This is a genomic window from Pseudoalteromonas ostreae (assembly GCF_018069805.1).
GTDB classification, from domain to species: domain Bacteria; phylum Pseudomonadota; class Gammaproteobacteria; order Enterobacterales; family Alteromonadaceae; genus Pseudoalteromonas; species Pseudoalteromonas ostreae.
This window is the reverse complement of sequence record NZ_JAGPYN010000003.1, coordinates 262566-279077: the sequence shown is the minus strand read 5'-3', so window position 1 is coordinate 279077 and position 16512 is coordinate 262566. Positions and strand designations below refer to the sequence as shown.

17 protein-coding genes are annotated in these 16512 nt (G+C 37.9%); 3 read left to right on the top strand and 14 right to left on the bottom strand.

The window, feature by feature from the left end; translation table 11 throughout:
• Window positions 1-110: 110 nt before the first annotated feature.
• The 13 genes from J7338_RS03900 to J7338_RS03840 all read right to left on the bottom strand — a co-directional run bounded on the left by J7338_RS03900 (window position 111) and on the right by J7338_RS03840 (window position 12077).
• Window positions 111-1088 (bottom strand): hypothetical protein, encoded by a 978-nt coding sequence (locus tag J7338_RS03900; RefSeq protein ID WP_210795789.1) that lies wholly within the window; start codon window positions 1086-1088, stop codon window positions 111-113.
• A gap of 141 nt (window positions 1089-1229) precedes the next feature.
• Entirely contained in the window at window positions 1230-2789 is a 1560-nt protein-coding gene (locus J7338_RS03895; protein ID WP_210795787.1) for an AbgT family transporter, read from the bottom strand.
• A gap of 161 nt (window positions 2790-2950) precedes the next feature.
• Window positions 2951-3226, bottom strand: a complete 276-nt coding sequence (locus J7338_RS03890; protein WP_210795785.1) for a YfcL family protein — start codon at window positions 3224-3226, stop codon at window positions 2951-2953.
• Entirely contained in the window at window positions 3227-4369 is a 1143-nt protein-coding gene (locus J7338_RS03885; protein WP_210795783.1) for an ATP-NAD kinase family protein, read from the bottom strand. It lies immediately after the preceding gene.
• Window positions 4359-4913 (bottom strand): elongation factor P hydroxylase, encoded by a 555-nt coding sequence (locus tag J7338_RS03880; RefSeq protein WP_210795781.1) that lies wholly within the window; start codon window positions 4911-4913, stop codon window positions 4359-4361. Before J7338_RS03880 ends, J7338_RS03885 begins: the two co-directional genes overlap by 11 nt.
• A 263-nt stretch (window positions 4914-5176) precedes the next feature.
• Window positions 5177-5644: a hypothetical protein gene (locus tag J7338_RS03875; protein ID WP_228732915.1), complete on the bottom strand. Its 468-nt coding sequence runs from the start codon at window positions 5642-5644 to the stop codon at window positions 5177-5179.
• Window positions 5645-5746: 102 nt separating this feature from the next.
• Window positions 5747-6277, bottom strand: a complete 531-nt coding sequence (locus tag J7338_RS03870; RefSeq protein ID WP_210795779.1) for a hypothetical protein — start codon at window positions 6275-6277, stop codon at window positions 5747-5749.
• Between the two features lie 332 nt (window positions 6278-6609).
• Window positions 6610-6987, bottom strand: coding sequence for a hypothetical protein (locus J7338_RS03865; protein ID WP_182767545.1), 378 nt, complete (start codon window positions 6985-6987; stop codon window positions 6610-6612).
• Window positions 6988-7064: 77 nt separating this feature from the next.
• The gene (locus tag J7338_RS03860) at window positions 7065-7577 is read right to left on the bottom strand and encodes a DUF4468 domain-containing protein (protein ID WP_210795777.1); all 513 of its coding nucleotides are present in this window, start codon (window positions 7575-7577) and stop codon (window positions 7065-7067) included.
• Window positions 7578-7897: 320 nt separating this feature from the next.
• Entirely contained in the window at window positions 7898-8635 is a 738-nt protein-coding gene (locus tag J7338_RS03855; protein WP_210795775.1) for a DUF4145 domain-containing protein, read from the bottom strand.
• A 133-nt stretch (window positions 8636-8768) separates the two neighbouring features.
• The gene (locus tag J7338_RS03850; protein ID WP_210795773.1) at window positions 8769-9314 is read right to left on the bottom strand and encodes a hypothetical protein; all 546 of its coding nucleotides are present in this window, start codon (window positions 9312-9314) and stop codon (window positions 8769-8771) included.
• Window positions 9315-9655: 341 nt separating this feature from the next.
• Window positions 9656-10024 (bottom strand): DUF4112 domain-containing protein, encoded by a 369-nt coding sequence (locus J7338_RS03845; protein WP_210795771.1) that lies wholly within the window; start codon window positions 10022-10024, stop codon window positions 9656-9658.
• Window positions 10025-10076: 52 nt separating this feature from the next.
• Window positions 10077-12077 carry a winged helix-turn-helix domain-containing protein gene (locus J7338_RS03840; protein WP_275074483.1) on the bottom strand — a complete coding sequence of 667 codons (2001 nt, stop codon included), beginning with the start codon at window positions 12075-12077 and terminating at the stop codon, window positions 10077-10079.
• A 129-nt stretch (window positions 12078-12206) separates the two neighbouring features.
• Here J7338_RS03840 and J7338_RS03835 point away from each other — a divergent pair, with 129 nt between their 5' ends.
• Entirely contained in the window at window positions 12207-14210 is a 2004-nt protein-coding gene (locus J7338_RS03835) for a fused MFS/spermidine synthase (protein WP_210795769.1), read from the top strand.
• An 83-nt stretch (window positions 14211-14293) separates the two neighbouring features.
• On the opposite strand, the gene J7338_RS03830 is transcribed toward J7338_RS03835, so the two are convergent.
• Window positions 14294-14953 carry a glutathione S-transferase family protein gene (locus J7338_RS03830; RefSeq protein ID WP_210795767.1) on the bottom strand — a complete coding sequence of 220 codons (660 nt, stop codon included), beginning with the start codon at window positions 14951-14953 and terminating at the stop codon, window positions 14294-14296.
• Window positions 14954-15062: 109 nt separating this feature from the next.
• On the opposite strand from J7338_RS03830, the gene J7338_RS03825 reads away from it, so the two are divergent.
• Window positions 15063-15896, top strand: a complete 834-nt coding sequence (locus J7338_RS03825; protein WP_210795765.1) for a LysR family transcriptional regulator — start codon at window positions 15063-15065, stop codon at window positions 15894-15896.
• A 76-nt stretch (window positions 15897-15972) separates the two neighbouring features.
• Window positions 15973-16512 (top strand): DUF6795 domain-containing protein, encoded by a 540-nt coding sequence (locus tag J7338_RS03820; RefSeq protein WP_210795763.1) that lies wholly within the window; start codon window positions 15973-15975, stop codon window positions 16510-16512.

The following is a 16512-nucleotide window of genomic DNA, read 5'->3' as shown; positions in this document are numbered from 1 at the left end:
ACTACATATTAAACTTGGAAAATTAACCGTAAAATATAATTTAACCTTTATTAAAAATAACTCTTTAAAAAGAAATTCAAATTTTATGTGTTTGTAATTATTATTAATTTTTATCTGGGCTGACTTCTCAATACTTCTGTTATAAAGCACTCATGTCGAAAATCGTCAGCGGTATATTCATCTGCCTTAACATTAGAAATTGAACTGTATTTTATCCATAAATTTAAAATATCGACTAAGGCACTTTGTCTTTTTTGAGAGAAATAAAAGCTATATTTAGATTCTCCATCGTCAAGAAAGCTAGTTTGTAATGCGTAAATATCTATAATTAATTTTATAATTAAAGTAATAGGCTCTTTTTGAATTGAAAAGTGGCGAATACCTATAGCATGGCAAACTTGTAAAAGAGTCGCGTCCATAACCCCTAAAAGATATATTATTTTTAAGCTATATATATTTATAGAATTCTCTTGTTCTATTTTTTGCTCTTCCGAAAAGTCTGGAAACAATAAGTTTATAAACTTCAGCTTATTTCGTTTAGTGTTTGCTATTTTCCCTAACTCAAAAACCTTAGCCTCGAATAGTTTCATAAATTCATATATATACTCTATTTTTTCAATATCTATCTCGAAATATGGATCTTCTTTTTTTGTTGGTTTTGGATAAAAACGTGTAAAAATTATTGTGGCATCTTCAGGTCGAATGAATTTAAAGTTACCATTGAATATAACTGCAGAGAATTTTTCTTTAAATAGAGTTAACTCTTTATGATAGAGATCTATTTTATGCTCAAATTCTTGCCTTTCTATTGTTCTTTCCTGGTAATTCAAATTAGATTGAAACTGTAATGCTCGAAAGTTAGCGGTTGCTAAAGTAGCAAGAGGTAATGCTGAACCTAAAATCCATAAAGGAACATTCATATACTCTAAGAAAACAGATAATGTTTCTTTACTCGGCCACTCAATTGATAGTCCATCGTTTATAAAAATAAAACTCATCAGTAAAGAAGATAAGCTAACCGGTATAATTATGGCTATCCAAAAATATGAATATGTGAACACACTACTAATCTTTTTATTGTTATTCATATACTTTAAGTCCTTCAGTACACATTCAAGGTAAAAGTCATTATTTAATCCGATTAAATAAATTATTCTTAATTTAAGATTCGAAAAAGCCCTACCACTTTCGCGGTAGGGCTGGTATTAGAACTTATCATTTATACTCTATTACGGTACAACTGCTGGGTAGATGTAACTTGCATCTAAACCTAGCGGTATACCCAGTGCCCAGTAACCGAGTAAAAATAAGCTCCAACCAATTAAAAAAGCGATTGAATACGGCAGCATCATCGCGATAAGCGTGCCAATGCCCGTGCCTTTAACGTATTTTTGGCAGTACACAACCACGAGCGGGAAGTAAGGCATTAATGGCGTAATAATATTAGAGCTTGAATCACCTACGCGATAAGCAGCTTGAGTTAAATCAGGTGAAATACCCAGTTGCATTAACATAGGCACAAACACTGGGCCTAGTAGCGCCCATTTTGCAGAACTTGAACCAACAAATAAGTTAACAAACCCAGTTAAGAAGATTATTCCTACAACGGTTACTGCGCTGGGTAGTTCCATCGCTTTTAACAGCTGTGCTCCCTCAATAGCCAAAAGAGCACCTAAGTTAGATTTACTAAAGGCTGCAATAAACAAGGCACAAAAGAACGCCATTACAATATAATACGCCATGCCGCCCATTGCTTTACTCATTGCATCTATCATGTCTTTAGAGCTTTTAAAGGTGCCAACGGTAAAACCATATACTGCACCAGGTATCCAAAACAGTAGGAAAATTAGCGGTACGATAGATTGCATTAAAGGCGAGCGAAAATTAGTTAAAGAGCCATCTTCGCTTCGCATTGCTGAATCCGCTGGTGCAGAAACAAATGCCAATAAAGCAAGTCCCGCCACCATTACTGCACTTGCAATAAAGAAAGCTCGCTTTTCATCGCTACGGGCATCTTCAAACGCAGGTAAGTCTTCTTTGTTGCCATCCAAATCGGTATTTTTTAACCGTGGTTCAATAATTTTATCGGTGATATACCAGCCTAATAAAACAATAAATAAGCTAGAAGCTGAAGTGAACGCCCAGTTATTTAAAGGGTTAATCGACATCGCGGGGTTAATAATTTGCGCCGCACTTTGGGTAAAACTTTGCAATAATGGGTCAATCCCCGACGGAATAAAGTTAGCACCAAAGCCACCACTTACTCCAGCAAAGGCGGCGGCAATACCTGCAAGTGGATGACGCCCTGCGGCATAAAATATAACACCTGCTAACGGAATGACTAACACATAACCTGCATCGGTTGCTGTATGGCTAACGATGGCGACTAAAATAATTGACGGCGTTAATAGTTTTTTAGGTGTCACCTTTAACATTAACTTAAGGCCAGTATTAATAAAACCAGAATGTTCAGCCACACCAACACCCAGCATAGCAACTAACACCACACCCAATGGCGCAAAGCCAGTAAAGGTCTTTACCATTGACGATAAAAAGGTCGCTAATGAGTCGCTTGCTAACATATTATTAATAATAATAGCTTCACCGGTACGAGGGTCGATAGCGTCAAAAGTCACGCCTGAAAACCACCACGACAAAACCCAAATGAGTAGCATGGCAAATAGAAAGATAATTGCGGGGTCTGGAAGCTTATTCCCGACCCTTTCTACAAAGTTTAAAAATCGTGCAACTAGCCCAGTCGGCATGGTCGCATCATTATTGTTGTTCATTTTGCTTGTTCCTTAGAATTTTAACCAGCATACATTACCGTAAATGCTGCGGTAGGTAAATTTTAAGTAAACAATAAAGCTGCAAATTAGGAACAAACATTTGTAAGTGCACAAAAAAACGGCCATTCAGCCGTTTTTATTTGTACAACAATAAATCACATTTAAGCGAGTGCTTTTACTTCTTCCCAGATACGCACTACAAGTGCTTTATCATCTTCGTTTAGTTCGCCATTGCGATAAGCTTTAACTAAGCTTTTTTCAACGGTTTCATTGAGCTCATCTATTTCAAGATTAAGCTCTTCTACTTGCGCATAGCCTACGGCTAAATCAAAATGACCACGTAGATAACCACCTGCAAAAAGCTCATCATCAGTGGCTTTTACTACTAAATCGTCAAAATATTGCTGCGCTGCATCAATGTAACTTACTAAACTCATTTAATTCTCCTGTACTTGCAGGGTGTCTTGGTGACCCACAGCATACATAACATGGTCGTTAAATCCGGTTGTAACCCGCATATAACCACTTAATTCATCATCTAGTTCGCTATCGCCAGTATCAGCAATGAGCGGGCGGCCATTTAAGGCCTGTAATTTTGTTTTGGTTGCCACAACGATAATATTGTCTTTACCGATTGCACGAATAAGTGCTGGGCTTAACTGTTGATTACCACGGCCAAAAATATGGCCTTGGCCACCAATTAAAGTGATCACCAACTTTGTTGGCACACCTTTCGTTAAATCAATTAATTGTTGAGCGGTTAAATCTTGCTGTACAAGGCTTTGATCTTGCACTAAATCAACCCCGAGCAAGGTGTTACTAAGGCCCATTTCTTCCATTATTGCCTCAACGGTTGAGCCACTGCCCATAATGTACTGGGTATCTTCTTCCATTTCTGACACCACGTAAGCTGCAATATCAGCAAGTACTAATTCATCAGTTTCTTTACCGCCGTTTTTAACGGCTTGTACATAACGTACTTCACTGGGTACTTGCATTTCACCGTAACGCTTGGCTTTTACTGTGCCTTGGCGAAAAGCATCTTCATCAATATCCATGACATCTGCATCTGCTAATGTAACGAGCTCGCCTTTAACCAGCATCTCCACAACCCGACCCGCGGCTTTGGGGGTAATGGCATAAACTCCTGAATGAATTTTGCAACCGGCAGGAATACCAAGCACTGGTACGCTGTCATCCACCGCATGACAAATATTGCGTGCAGTGCCATCGCCACCAGCAAATAAAATTAAATCAACACCAAGTTGCTGCAAGGCTTTTGCAGCAAGCTCTGTATCATCACTTGTTGTAGAGTGCTCGCTGCGATAAATAACCTGCGTTGAAAAACCAAGTTCCTTAGCCGTGTTTTCACCCATAGCATCATTAACCGTGAATATTGTTAATTGCTCTTTATAAGGCAACAACACCTCAAGAGCAGCTTTAGTACGTAAATTAGCTTTAGGCTGGGCGCCTAATTTAATGGCTTTTGCTGCAGTATCAATACCATCGCTGCCCTTCAATGCAACACTGCCACCTAAACCCGCAACAGGGTTTACAATTAAGCCTAATTTAAACTGCATTCTTTAGCTCCTCAGGGGGCTGCCATTCAAATTGCGTAGCACTGATAGGCCACGGTGTTTTATAAAATGAACTTAACGCATGTAATAACCGATTAGTACGCTCATTGAAGCCTACTTGTAGCAAATGTAAAACCTGCTGGTATACGCGTGCTTGAAAAGCAAATCGGCAAGTTTGCTCGCCGTTTAAGTTATCAACCGACACTTTAAAGTCAAAACCAGCGGCAACACTAAGTGCCCATTCAATGGCTTGTGGTTTAATTTCAACGCTTTCAAACTCAGCTTGCTGCGCTTTATCACGGCCATCAGGGCAATACCAATAACCGTAATCTTCTAATAATCGTCGTTTATCGCCAGCGACTAACCAATGAGCAATTTCATGCAGAGCACTGGCATAAAAACCATGAGCAAATATAATTTGGTGAAAGTTTGTTTCATCACTAGCAGGAATATAAATAGGCTCATGCTCACCTTTTACTAAGCGCGTATTATGGCTTTGATAAAACGTTGACTCAAAAATAGAAATTAGATCGACTATTTGGTGCATAAGGTTTAATAATTCGCCTGAATAAACTGTAATAAGTACATGCTAAAAACGAGGCGAATTGTACGGGCTTTTAAAGGGAAAGTAAAAAGCGTTACGCATAGACTAAGTGAATAAGTCTTAACTTAATCTGTCAGGTTTGACTTTTAGATTTTGATCAATCTGACAGTCGCATACGTGCCAATAGCAGACGGTGAGCATCTTTATCATGCGCATTGCAAGACGCGACCCCAAGTTCCTTTACAGAGTTCCTTTACAGAGTTCCTTTATAATGCATTTTCCCGCGCTTGCATTACTGACATTACTTTTGCCATTACACTTGGAATACCAGTACCTTTGAGATATTCAACACTTGTTGGACGACTGGTCGTTTTATCGAATAGTTCATGAAATGGGCTTTGTTTATCAATGATGACTGAAGGTAGTTCATAGCCATCATCGTTAAACTGATCAGCTGTAATATCAATAATGTAATCTTGGCATACTATCCATGCGTGAGTCTGGTTTGAGTTATCTCCTAACCCGTGTCCACAAACATAGTTACTTTCTAGACTATGATACTTCAATAAATATAAGCCAAGTAAATCAGTAGCATCTCCACAGCAGCCAGCAGGAAAGCCTGATGAAAAATAAAAGCTAGTCATACTATGAAAGTCAGCCTTCTCAAATTGATCTAGAATCTCTCGAATTTGATAGATCTTTTTTTCAATATCTTTATTCAAACGAAATCCCAAAGTTCACCTGCACTATAAAACCCGCTTAATAGGCGCTAAAAAATTTTGAAAAAAATGACGCAAGCCAAGCTTTTTGCGTCCTTGTTGAAGAGTTTGTTAAGTTTACATTTTTGCATATATGCTAGATAACTCCTTAAAAAGCTCCGCCCTTTTACCCAATATAGTTACACGCCACAGCTGAATATCGTCAATAGTTACTCCGTGATCACCAATATAAACAGTTGCATAAAATTTTGTTAATTCTTCACCATAAGAGCGAAGTAACTCCTGAGCTTTATTTTCTCCAATCAATAGTAATTTTGATTCTGCACTAGCCAATATTTTATATGAGTTGAATAGTTCGACACGAACAGCCTTTAGTTCACTTTCCAATGTTTCACTTTTTTTGTTGCCGGCGTTCTTTTTCCTAGTCCAATCAAGGATTCTGGCCCAGTAGTTTAGGCAAATATGCGAAAACTCCTCTACCTGTTCTGCTACAGAGTCTATAGATTCTCGCTTCCTTTGAGTTGCAGAAAGGTGTTTATCCGAATTGCGCTTTAATTTTGTTACTGAATACGTAGCTATACCACTAATAGTTGCTCCAAGCCCTATTTTGACCGCGGTATCAACAATATCTAACCAAGAGGATGCCACCTGATTCTCCTTGTAAAATTAATAATCTTAAAACACGAGCGATTGGTTTTTTACCCTAAGTCGCCTCGTTTTTGTACATTATATATTTTTACCACTTATTCTAACTGATTGCTATCACAGTATTTTACATTCAAATAGTGATCTTATCTTGGGATGAAAACTAGCAAGAAACTCGTTTTCCTGACTATACGAGAAACTTGTTAATACACAACCGAAAATAGAGAAGGCGAAGATCAGTTTCTCGCTCACAGCCGAACATCGCCAAAGTGCCAATAGCGAAGAGTGGTAACGCTCCGAACATGCGCGTCAGGGCCGCATGCCCCCTTGGCTTGTTAGCCATTTTTCACATTCAGATATAAATATCTTACGCTACTCAAAATCTCAATTTTCGGTATTACATCTAAGTTGAGTTTTTTCTCTCGGCTTAAGATTTCCAATTTGTACTCAAGGATTTTATTCGGACTTATTTTTTTATGAGCCAAAAAGCCCTCAATGATCGTTTCATCAGCTAAAGAGGCAAATATAATGGCTTCTTTGTGAAGAAGTTTTTCATCTTGCGATTGGTTAGCGTTAACTGGCTTTAAAGTAAGCCGTAAAATAGCCGTGCTTCCGTTAATTTCAGATTCGAAGCATTTGGCCCTTATTTTTACCGATGTATTTTCTTGCTGAAAATAAACTGGTCTTGAACCTTTCCTTAAACTTCTGAACATTTTTTTCCTCATAACATAACGCAAAGACTAAACTATTTTCAAAGTGTTTATGAGCGTGGAGCACTTGCCTGAGTAAGTTAAAAGTTCTTCATCGTGTCTAACTTGCCTTCGCCACGCAAGTTGGATTCAAGCTGTTCAGACATCACCGAAAAGCTACTTAAAATTTGTTCATAACCATATTTAGACGGCAGTCTCCAACCTAGACATTCAGATATAGCAGGTACTCCTGGAAGAAGTTCAAGCTGTAGGCGAGCTTTGCTATCTTTTGCAACAAATCTAATGTCATATTCGGAGTAACAATAAGAGCTTAGCGGCGTGGTTAACATTTTCCACCGAATAAGCCCTTTACCAATTAAGGTTCCCCCAGATTCGTCCTCCACTCGTAGAACAGCTTTACTATCACCATAAGCGGTAGCAATATAGTTTCTAGCCCTCTTCCATAATTCAGCTTTATCACTCCCAAGACCGATATATGTAAAAGTTTCCGCCTGCACGTCTGATTGAGATATCGGGTAATCTGGCGAATTTGGATCTGTTGCACATCCGAACAATGCCATAGCTACAGATAAACTTGCTAAGTACTTTTTCATTAGTTTAAATCCTTACTCAAAAATGCACGGCTAATTATTTTAATAGTGCGCTCATCGCGCATATTTCTGCCGACTTAACGCTCATTTATCTACTTTATATAGTTTTAACAAATAACCTAAGGTATTACTATCACTAAGTTTTCTAAAAATTTTAAGTAAAGTTAAATAGAACAATATGCGCACGCCGCTAATTTTCATGGATATATGCGCAAACAGTAGTTTGACCAATCAATTAACTATTATATTTAGCCAATCTCAATAACTGGTTCTCGCTCGAGGTGGCCTTCGCCAAAGTGCCAATTGCAGACAGTGGTAAAGCCTCAACCGGCGGCAGCTTTATCGCCGTCCGCGTTACTTGATTTGTTAGGTTTCTTCGCGTCAGCCTTTGATCCCGCGACACCGATAATACTTTCTAAGTGTTTTTGACGTTCATATTTTGCTACATACCAATCTGCAATTAGTATTTCAATCAAGCCTATTAGTAATAGGGCTTCTGCCGGCTCGACATCAATTATTAAATTGATGTCTTTTTCCATATGGGCACCAATATTCCCGATGCTACGCACAGAATCAATGGCTTGCCAAGTGATAGGATCAACCGTATCTTTTATAGCATTAATCTCATCAACTAAACGCCCCTTCTTAACTCCCCAAAAATCTCTGATTATCCCCTGTAAACACCTGCGAGATAAGGTTGCAGAAGCCTTGGGACTTAAGGCTTTAATTAGGCAGGACTCTTGATAATCAGCCAGAATTGCTTCGGGGATATATGAAGGAAACTGTTTTGCGACAGAACTTGGCTTCAGGCTCCACTCTAGCCTTTGGGTATCAGGAGTTTTCACTCTGTACCCTGATTGGTAATGTGATGCATGAAGTGATGCTGTTATTTCATACTCTCTGCATTCGTCGTTCGGACACGAAATAATTTCGGTCAAGATACCAGATTCACCATCTTTATTATCCAAATCAAAATGGTGAAAACTAACACTGTAGTTAGCCCCCATTATCGTTGCTTCCCTGCTGCAGTATGGACAGGTCCAATTAAATTTAACTGTCATTTGATTCCCTCGGTAAATCTAACGCCGCAATAAGCGGACTAAAGTTGTTGGTTATAATGTGTAGCGAAGCGAAACCTAACCAACTGTTTTAGTTGATCTTCACCCGATAAAGTGGACACCGCCACGTTCAAATTCAATGTTTATATTTTTTCATTAGAGATTTGGCAAGAGCTTTAACTTCTTGTGCATTTTTACGAATTTCTTGAAAGGTCTGATTCTGTTGCTCTATAGCTTCTCTATAATCATCGCTTACACTAGCCAAATAAGATTTTTGTGCTTGGTTAAAGCCTTTTTTATATAAACGTTCATATGCTTTATGATGTAACTCATCATATTTTTTACGATCAAAAACAACAGTGTCAAAGTGTAATTGCATATACATTTCTACTTTTTGTAAAGATGTTGATACTTGATTAAAATTCTTTCGAATAGTGACTTCATCAACATTTTGTTCATGTTGGTATAATAGAGAAATAAAGCCATAAGCTCTTTCTTCATATTCATCAATTGCAAGATACAACTCTTCAATTTTTTTTATGTACACTTCCTTTCTAGCGCGCCTGCTAAGAAACCACTGATTGAAGAATACAACGATCAACGCTACAAAAGCCGAAACACCAATCGATATCAGTTGTGCTTGCTGAGCTTTTTCAGAATAAATTGAAGATAAAAAATCCACTTAAAACTCCACATTGAACATAACAATTTAATAGGCGCTCAGCGTGCATATTTCTGCCGACTTAACGCTCACTTATCTACTTTATATAGTTTTAACAAATAACCTAAGGTATTACTATCACTAAGTTTTCTAAAACTTTTGAGTAAAGTTAAATGAACCAATATGCGCGTGCAGCTCATTTTCATGAATATATGCGCAAAGAGCAGTTTAACAAATCAATTAACGACGATATTAATCAAATCTCAATGTCCGGTTATCGCTCATAGCTGTCTGTCAGATGAAGTCTAAACCTATTCACTTAATCTGTAAGCTCAGATATGAGCTAGTACAAAGTTACAAATTTATAAATCTTCTTTCTTACTTCGCTCATGAAGATAACGCTTTAACAGCTGAGTATTGCGGGTATTCGCTTTAAAGTAAGCATCAAAAATATCACCAAAAAACGGGATTAAACCAACCGTAAAATCAATCAGCATATTTATAATTATTCGCAGCTTAACACCCCAACCAACACCTAAGCGCTGCGCTTCAAAAAGCACATAAGTTGATAAGGCTAAGCCCGCTAAGTCCCCTACGACTGGCAAAATTCCTATCAGTGCTTCTATCCCAAACTTAAACTTTGTAAAAGGTATACCTATACTGCTGTCGGTAAACCGGCTAAACCTTTCTAAGCGTTTTAACGTTGCTTGGTGCTGCGTGTTTTTATTCATGATGCCTCACTTTAAAGTCAAAAGCTTAACGCTTACTCATTTACCAGAACTGTTAATTTAAGCGCACTAAGGTACGTGTTCTTTTCGGCTCGGTTAAATAAAGAAACTGCTGAAAATCATGGGATGCATTTATCAGCATTTTTCCATCATCTTTGCCATTAAATATGGTTTTATTACTCCCTGATTTAAAATCTATTTCATTCATCTCATAACCGTCTTTATCTGCAAGGGTGACTGTCATCATTGTAGCTCCGGCGCTCAAACCGATGATCTCTTTTGTACGTGATTGCCAAACAGTTTCAAGCGCTTTGTTTTTGTTCAATCTAAACACTTGCTTTTCATTGGAAAAGTAAACCTGATCTTGTTCATCAATATCCATTGCGTAACATGCCAAACGTTCTCCTGAGCCTGTATAAGGTGTTAGCTCAAGCGTCTCTAAGTCAAATTTAGCGGGATGAAAAGTAACACCGTCTGCAGCGCGATAAGAAACTAAAATAGCGTCTTCGTGGTGATACATTTCTCGCAGGTAAAAAGAGTGGTAGGAGTGAGGAATACTTTCAAAACTCCCTTCTTTTATATTAACTCTAAAAAGAGTATTTTTACTGGCAGTGATCACTTCTTTACCGTCTTTTGACCAGACTATGCCAAATAATTCTTCGTTGTTTGGGTTAGTAAAAATCAGCGTTTGCGCCCCATTTTCATACAAAAACAATTGCTTTATACCAAACCGATGAGATTCAAATACAAATTTAGACGAATCAGGGGAGTAAACAGGTAAAAAGTCGACCGATGAGGTATCTACAAGTGTTTCAAATTGCGTTGGCGCTTGACGAGTTGAACGGATGATATCCACATCAACCTTAACTAATTCCATTAAAATATCGTTACCTGACAACGAGAAATGCGCGTCTCTAATAATGTGGTAATTATTAAACGCCAACTTTTTTAGTTGCCCCTGTAAGTTTAATAACTGGAGTTCATGTTTATTACTAATCAATAATTGTTTTTCATCGGGGTGCCAGCTCAAACCTTGCACTGAGTCTTCAACAATGGCTAATGTTTTTGTTGTGCTTGCTTTAATGTCGAACAAATCAATTCTGTATTTATTTTGCCCAGCCTCAGAGGCAAGCGCAATAGACTGCTGACTTGGTGATAGTGCCTGCAACTTCATCCAATCTTGCCCAGCGGATGACTTAATGACTCTTTTTTCTTGGGTTGTTAAATCGATTGAACTTAGCTGAGTATGGTTATCGCTTTGACGTTTTTCAATAAAATAAATATGGTTGTCATGGGCCCACTCTAACTGCTGGCTCGTCACTTTAAAGTCTTTAAAAGTATAGATTTCTCTGTAGTTTGCAGGTTGTAATGTCAGTTTGTCTAAGGTGAAATACCCCAATGTTTGGGTATCTTGCTGGTGCACAAATACAATTTCACTGTCGTCGCTGCTCCATCCAAGGCTGTGATACGTTGACTGTTTTTGGGTTAACCTAATTTCTTTTCCTGAGCGTAAGTTTTTTAACCAGATAGCTTGGTTTGACTTATCACCACGCACAAAGGCTACATATTCACCATTATGTGATAAAGAAATACTAGATTCATTTTCTTCACTCGAAGAAATAGGCATCAATTTAGTAAAGTGTGTTTTTACTTGCGGTGTATCAGGGTAAAACCAACTTACAACCCCAATCAACATGACGATTAAAATAGCCAACGCTGGTAAGTATAGACGTTTGGGCTTATTTAACTGTTGCTCGGCTACTTCGAGGCTGTACCCGCGCTTTGGGTGAGTAATAATAAAACGTGGATTTTTTGAATCTTCATTCAATGCTTTTCTAAGCAATGCAATACAGCGCTGCACATAGCTTGGGCTGAATGTCGCATTTGGCCATACGGCTGAAAAAATTTGTTCCTGGCTAACCACAGTACCCCGATGAGAATACAAATATTGCAGTACATCCATGACTTTAGGTTCAACGACTTGCTCTGTATCAGCTGATGATATTTTACATCGACTGACATCTATAGCGAATTCCCCTATTACAAACTTGCCCACTGGCTACTCCAATAAATTATTATAAATCATATATTAAGATTTTCTTAAGAGAAACTCTAGGCTAATTCCATTGCTGCTTGATCTGTTACCCGCAATGCTACTTACATGATTCATTAATAATTAAAATCCATGCTTCGTATCTTATTCTTATTAACCATTTTTGTTAGCGCCTTTTTGCTATTTCAAATTCAACCTATGCTATCTAAAGAGCTGTTACCACAATTTGGAGGCGGTGCATCAGTGTGGTCAGCTAGTCTATTTTTTTATCAAACTGTTTTATTACTTGGTTACTTTTACGCACACTTTTTAAGTCGCTATTCACTAAAAAAACAAATGGTAATCCATATTTCGCTTGTTGTTTTAGCAAGCTTAATTAGCCTAAATAAATTCCACGTTAATTTAGATTTAGCCCCTAACTGGTCAGTTATGGCAAACTTACTAAATCAAATTGGCTTAGTGTTTATGTTGCTAAGCGCCACAAGTGTGCTTATGCAACGATGGTACATAGAGCGTGGTAAAAATGCAGTGCCTTATCATTGGTATTCGGTTTCTAATCTTGGCTCTTTATTAGCCTTGATAAGCTACCCACTCGCATTTGAGGTGTTTTTTTCACTGCCACAACAAAAACATTACTGGCAAATAGGGCTGCTTACCTACTGCATACTATTAATTTGTTTAGCTTATAAACTATTAGGCAAAAGCAGCAAAGAAAATAACTCATCGCTACCGCACGTACAAACCATTCTAAAAAAGCCCAATATGCTTTGGCTTATTTTATCCGCAACAAGCTCAATTTTGCTAATTGCAACCACACAAATGATCAGCACCAACATCCCACCAATGCCACTTGTATGGGTGGTGCCTCTCGCTATCTATTTAGGTAGTTTTAGTTATACGTTTGCCAATAAAAACAACTATAACCGTTCTGTTTGGGGTTATGCTTTTATATTCAGCGCATTTGCAGGTTTAATAATGTACTTCTTAGGAAGTCAGTTTAATGCAATTGCGCAAATTATTATTTACAGTTTTATATTATTGAGTGGCTGCATGATTTGCCACGGTGAACTTAGGCAACTCGCACCACAAGGTACATTACTAACACACTTTTATTTGTATATTGCTTTAGGTGGCGCACTTGGCAGTTTATTTACAACATTACTTGCTCCGCTGCTGTTTAAACAAATCACCGAGTATATCGTCGCTTTAGCAGTACTGCTTATTCTCATTAGTTACATTCATCTAACTCAAATTAAAAAAATAAATACGATATTGCTCGGTGCGACAGCTTTGTGGTGTGGCTGCTATTTAGTGCTTTATTCTAGTTTTAATCAATATAACGTTGCATCGCAGAGGAATTTTTATGGTTACCTAACAGTAAAAGATATCAATACGGCCGATCTTGCGCAAAGGCGCTTAATTGATGGCACCACGGTGCATGGTTCACAACCCTTACATGGTCAAGATGAACTCACTAGCAGTTACTATCATCAGCATACAGGCGTCGCTAAGTCGCTGGCGATACTTAAAAGCCAAGAAAAGCTCAAGATGGGCGTGGTAGGGTTAGGTGCAGGGGTATTAGCTAGTCTCGCTGATAAGCACGATACAGTGCATTTTTATGAGCTGAACCCCGCGGTATATACAATGGCAAATAGGTATTTTGATTACCTTAAAAACAGCCCTGCCAAAGTAAATGTCACCATTGGTGATGGCAGAGTCGCATTGCTAAATGAGCTTAAAGAAAACGCTCCTTTAATGAATGCTTTGGTTATTGATGCATTTTCAAGTGATGTTATTCCCGCCCACCTATTAACTCAACAAGCGTTTGAGCTTTACTGGCAACGATTAAGTAAAAATGGCATTTTAATCATCCATATATCAAATAACCATATAGATTTACTGCCAGTGATCCAAGCGCATAGTACTTACTTTGATAAAGCATTAATAAAGTTTAAGCATAATAGTGCAACAAAGTTAACTGCATTAGGCTCTGAATGGGTTGTATTAACCAGCAATCAACGGTTTTTAGATGCCATAGAAATCAGTGAATTATCGCCAATAAAACCCTACCTAAACACTCAGTTAGTACATTGGACGGATCAAAAAAATAGCGCATTACCGCTAATCAAATTTTAAACCAAATATAGGGGGCTCAGCCCCCATAATATTTTAATTTATTTTAATTTATTTTAATTTATTTTAATTTATTTTAATTTATTTTAATTTATGTTAATAACATCAACGCCTGCTTCATCACTCGCAACTATATCCGTTTCGCTCATTGATTCATTTATCCAGCGCTGTAGTATAGGGCAAGCCATTACTTTGTCACAGTATTGCTGTGCTAACGCAGATAAACTAATTTGATATGTTTTTAAGCGTAAAACAACAGGCGCAAACATGGCATCAGCTATACTAAACTGGCCAAATAGCCAGCCGTTCGGGTAACGTGTTTGTTGCGCGGAAAATATTTCATCAATGCGGGCAAGGTCTTTTTTTGCTGCATCAGAGAGATCAATGTTGCGAGTCGCACGAATATTCATTGGCATTTCATTACGCAGCGCTATAAAGCTTGAGTGCATCTCTGCGCTTAAACTACGAGCAATTGCTCGCTGCGCACTATCAGTAGGCCAGGCTGCATTAGATAAATAAGCATCATTGATGTATTCACAAATTGCTAATGAATCCCATACCTGCAAGTCGCCATCGACTAAGGCGGGTACTTTCTGTACTGAAAAACTGTTTTTAAGCGTTTCATAAAACTCTGGGGTGTCTAATACGAGTTGTTTTTCAGTAAAAATGACATTGAATTTACTCATTAAATACCATGCTCTAAGCGACCATGTCGAATAGTTTTTATTACCGATGAATAGTTGCATTTGCGTTCCTTAGTAGTGTTTAATATCCCTAATATAGAGCAGTAGTAAACTAATTACTTACCAATAGTTTTTATACAATACATAAGCAAAATTGATAGGTGAGTTAACTATGGATTTAGACGCCCTACGTACTTTCTACGCCTTTGTTGAAACAGGCAGTTTTACTCGTGCTGCACAACAAGTATGCCGCACCCAATCGGCAGTGAGCATGCAAATGAAAAAGCTCGAACAAGAGCTGGGTAATCCATTATTTCTCAAACAAGGCAGGCAGCTTGTACTATCGTCAAGTGGCGTCCATCTAGCTAGCTACGCTAAACAACTATTAGCTTTGCATGATGAAGCCTATAAGCAGCTTAAAACCGGTGGTGGGAAAACTCGCGTGCGCTTAGCTTGCCCTGATGATTATGCGGATGAAGTATTACCTAAAGTTGTGGCTTTATTACACAAATATATACCGCAACTTAATTTGCAAATCAGTTGCGCGCCGACCAACCAGCTCAAAGCACAGCTCGACCAAGGCTTGCTTGATATGGTGATTGCGACGCGCTCGCCCAGCTCTGAAGAAGGTTATTTTTTACAATCAAGCAAAGGTGTGTGGGTTAAAAGTGCCGAATTTAACTATCAATCCGCTATGACCCTGCCGGTTGCAATATTTCAACGCGATTGTAAATTCCATCAAGCGGCTGTTGAAGGATTACTCAAAACCGAACGCCCATTTAATATTATCGCTTGCTGCGGTTCAGTCAGTGCTTTAACTGCGTTAATTAACGCTAAATTAGCCTTAGGCGTCATGGCTGAAGTGAGTAAAAGCAGTGCGCTGGAAGTAATTAATGACTTAACCCTGCCATCTCTCCCAGTTATTGATATCGTATTATTACATTCAGTGCATAACCATAACCCAGTAAAACAAGAACTAGTCAAACTGATAGCAGAAAACTATTAATATTGGCATATCGGAAAATCAGATACGAGTATGGTCGATTGCTAAATTAAACTGTAATTTTAACCAAGGAAGAGATATGTTTAGCTGGTTCAAAAAGAAAAAAGAAGTATTTTTAAGCCCTGAAGTCAACGGTGTTGTTACAGAAAATGGCACACCAATTGCCAACTTAGAAATCATTCGCTCATTAATCTATATAGATGAAAAAGTCCGCAGAGATATAGCAACTACAGATGAAGATGGGCGCTTTCATTTTCCTAAAAAAACAATTTTTTCCTCAATACCCAATAAGCTAATAGTTGAACATCGTATTTCCCAAGAAATTTTTATTGAAAAAGGCAGCACTTTAATTCCATTGTGGGTTGCAAACCAATCATCAATTAAAGAAATTCCCGAGTATAGTAAAAAATTAGCATTCCTAGAGTGTGAATTAACTAATAAACGTGTTGATTTTGAATTTAAAAAAAATAATAACAAACATTTAAATTATGTAGCATCGAGTATTTGTCGTTGGGAAACCGACTATATGCCATTTTGGTTATATGACGGAGATAGAGAGTATAGAATTAATAATGGTGATTTTAATAACTTAACTGAACGTAACATCAAGGAAGATTAA

Bases quoted from the DNA above. Each gene is read 5' to 3' on its own strand.
- J7338_RS03835 (WP_210795769.1), top strand. From the start codon at position 12,207: ATGCTTCGTATCTTATTCTTATTAACCATTTTTGTTAGCGCCTTTTTG.
- J7338_RS03885 (WP_210795783.1), bottom strand. From the start codon at position 4,369: ATGCAGTTTAAATTAGGCTTAATTGTAAACCCTGTTGCGGGTTTAGGT.
- J7338_RS03865 (WP_182767545.1), bottom strand. From the start codon at position 6,987: ATGTTCAGAAGTTTAAGGAAAGGTTCAAGACCAGTTTATTTTCAGCAA.
- J7338_RS03880 (WP_210795781.1), bottom strand. From the start codon at position 4,913: ATGCACCAAATAGTCGATCTAATTTCTATTTTTGAGTCAACGTTTTAT.
- J7338_RS03820 (WP_210795763.1), top strand. From the start codon at position 15,973: ATGTTTAGCTGGTTCAAAAAGAAAAAAGAAGTATTTTTAAGCCCTGAA.
- J7338_RS03900 (WP_210795789.1), bottom strand. From the start codon at position 1,088: ATGAATAACAATAAAAAGATTAGTAGTGTGTTCACATATTCATATTTT.
- J7338_RS03845 (WP_210795771.1), bottom strand. From the start codon at position 10,024: ATGAATAAAAACACGCAGCACCAAGCAACGTTAAAACGCTTAGAAAGG.
- J7338_RS03860 (WP_210795777.1), bottom strand. From the start codon at position 7,577: ATGAAAAAGTACTTAGCAAGTTTATCTGTAGCTATGGCATTGTTCGGA.
- J7338_RS03825 (WP_210795765.1), top strand. From the start codon at position 15,063: ATGGATTTAGACGCCCTACGTACTTTCTACGCCTTTGTTGAAACAGGC.
- J7338_RS03895 (WP_210795787.1), bottom strand. From the start codon at position 2,789: ATGAACAACAATAATGATGCGACCATGCCGACTGGGCTAGTTGCACGA.
- J7338_RS03855 (WP_210795775.1), bottom strand. From the start codon at position 8,635: ATGACAGTTAAATTTAATTGGACCTGTCCATACTGCAGCAGGGAAGCA.
- J7338_RS03830 (WP_210795767.1), bottom strand. From the start codon at position 14,953: ATGCAACTATTCATCGGTAATAAAAACTATTCGACATGGTCGCTTAGA.
- J7338_RS03890 (WP_210795785.1), bottom strand. From the start codon at position 3,226: ATGAGTTTAGTAAGTTACATTGATGCAGCGCAGCAATATTTTGACGAT.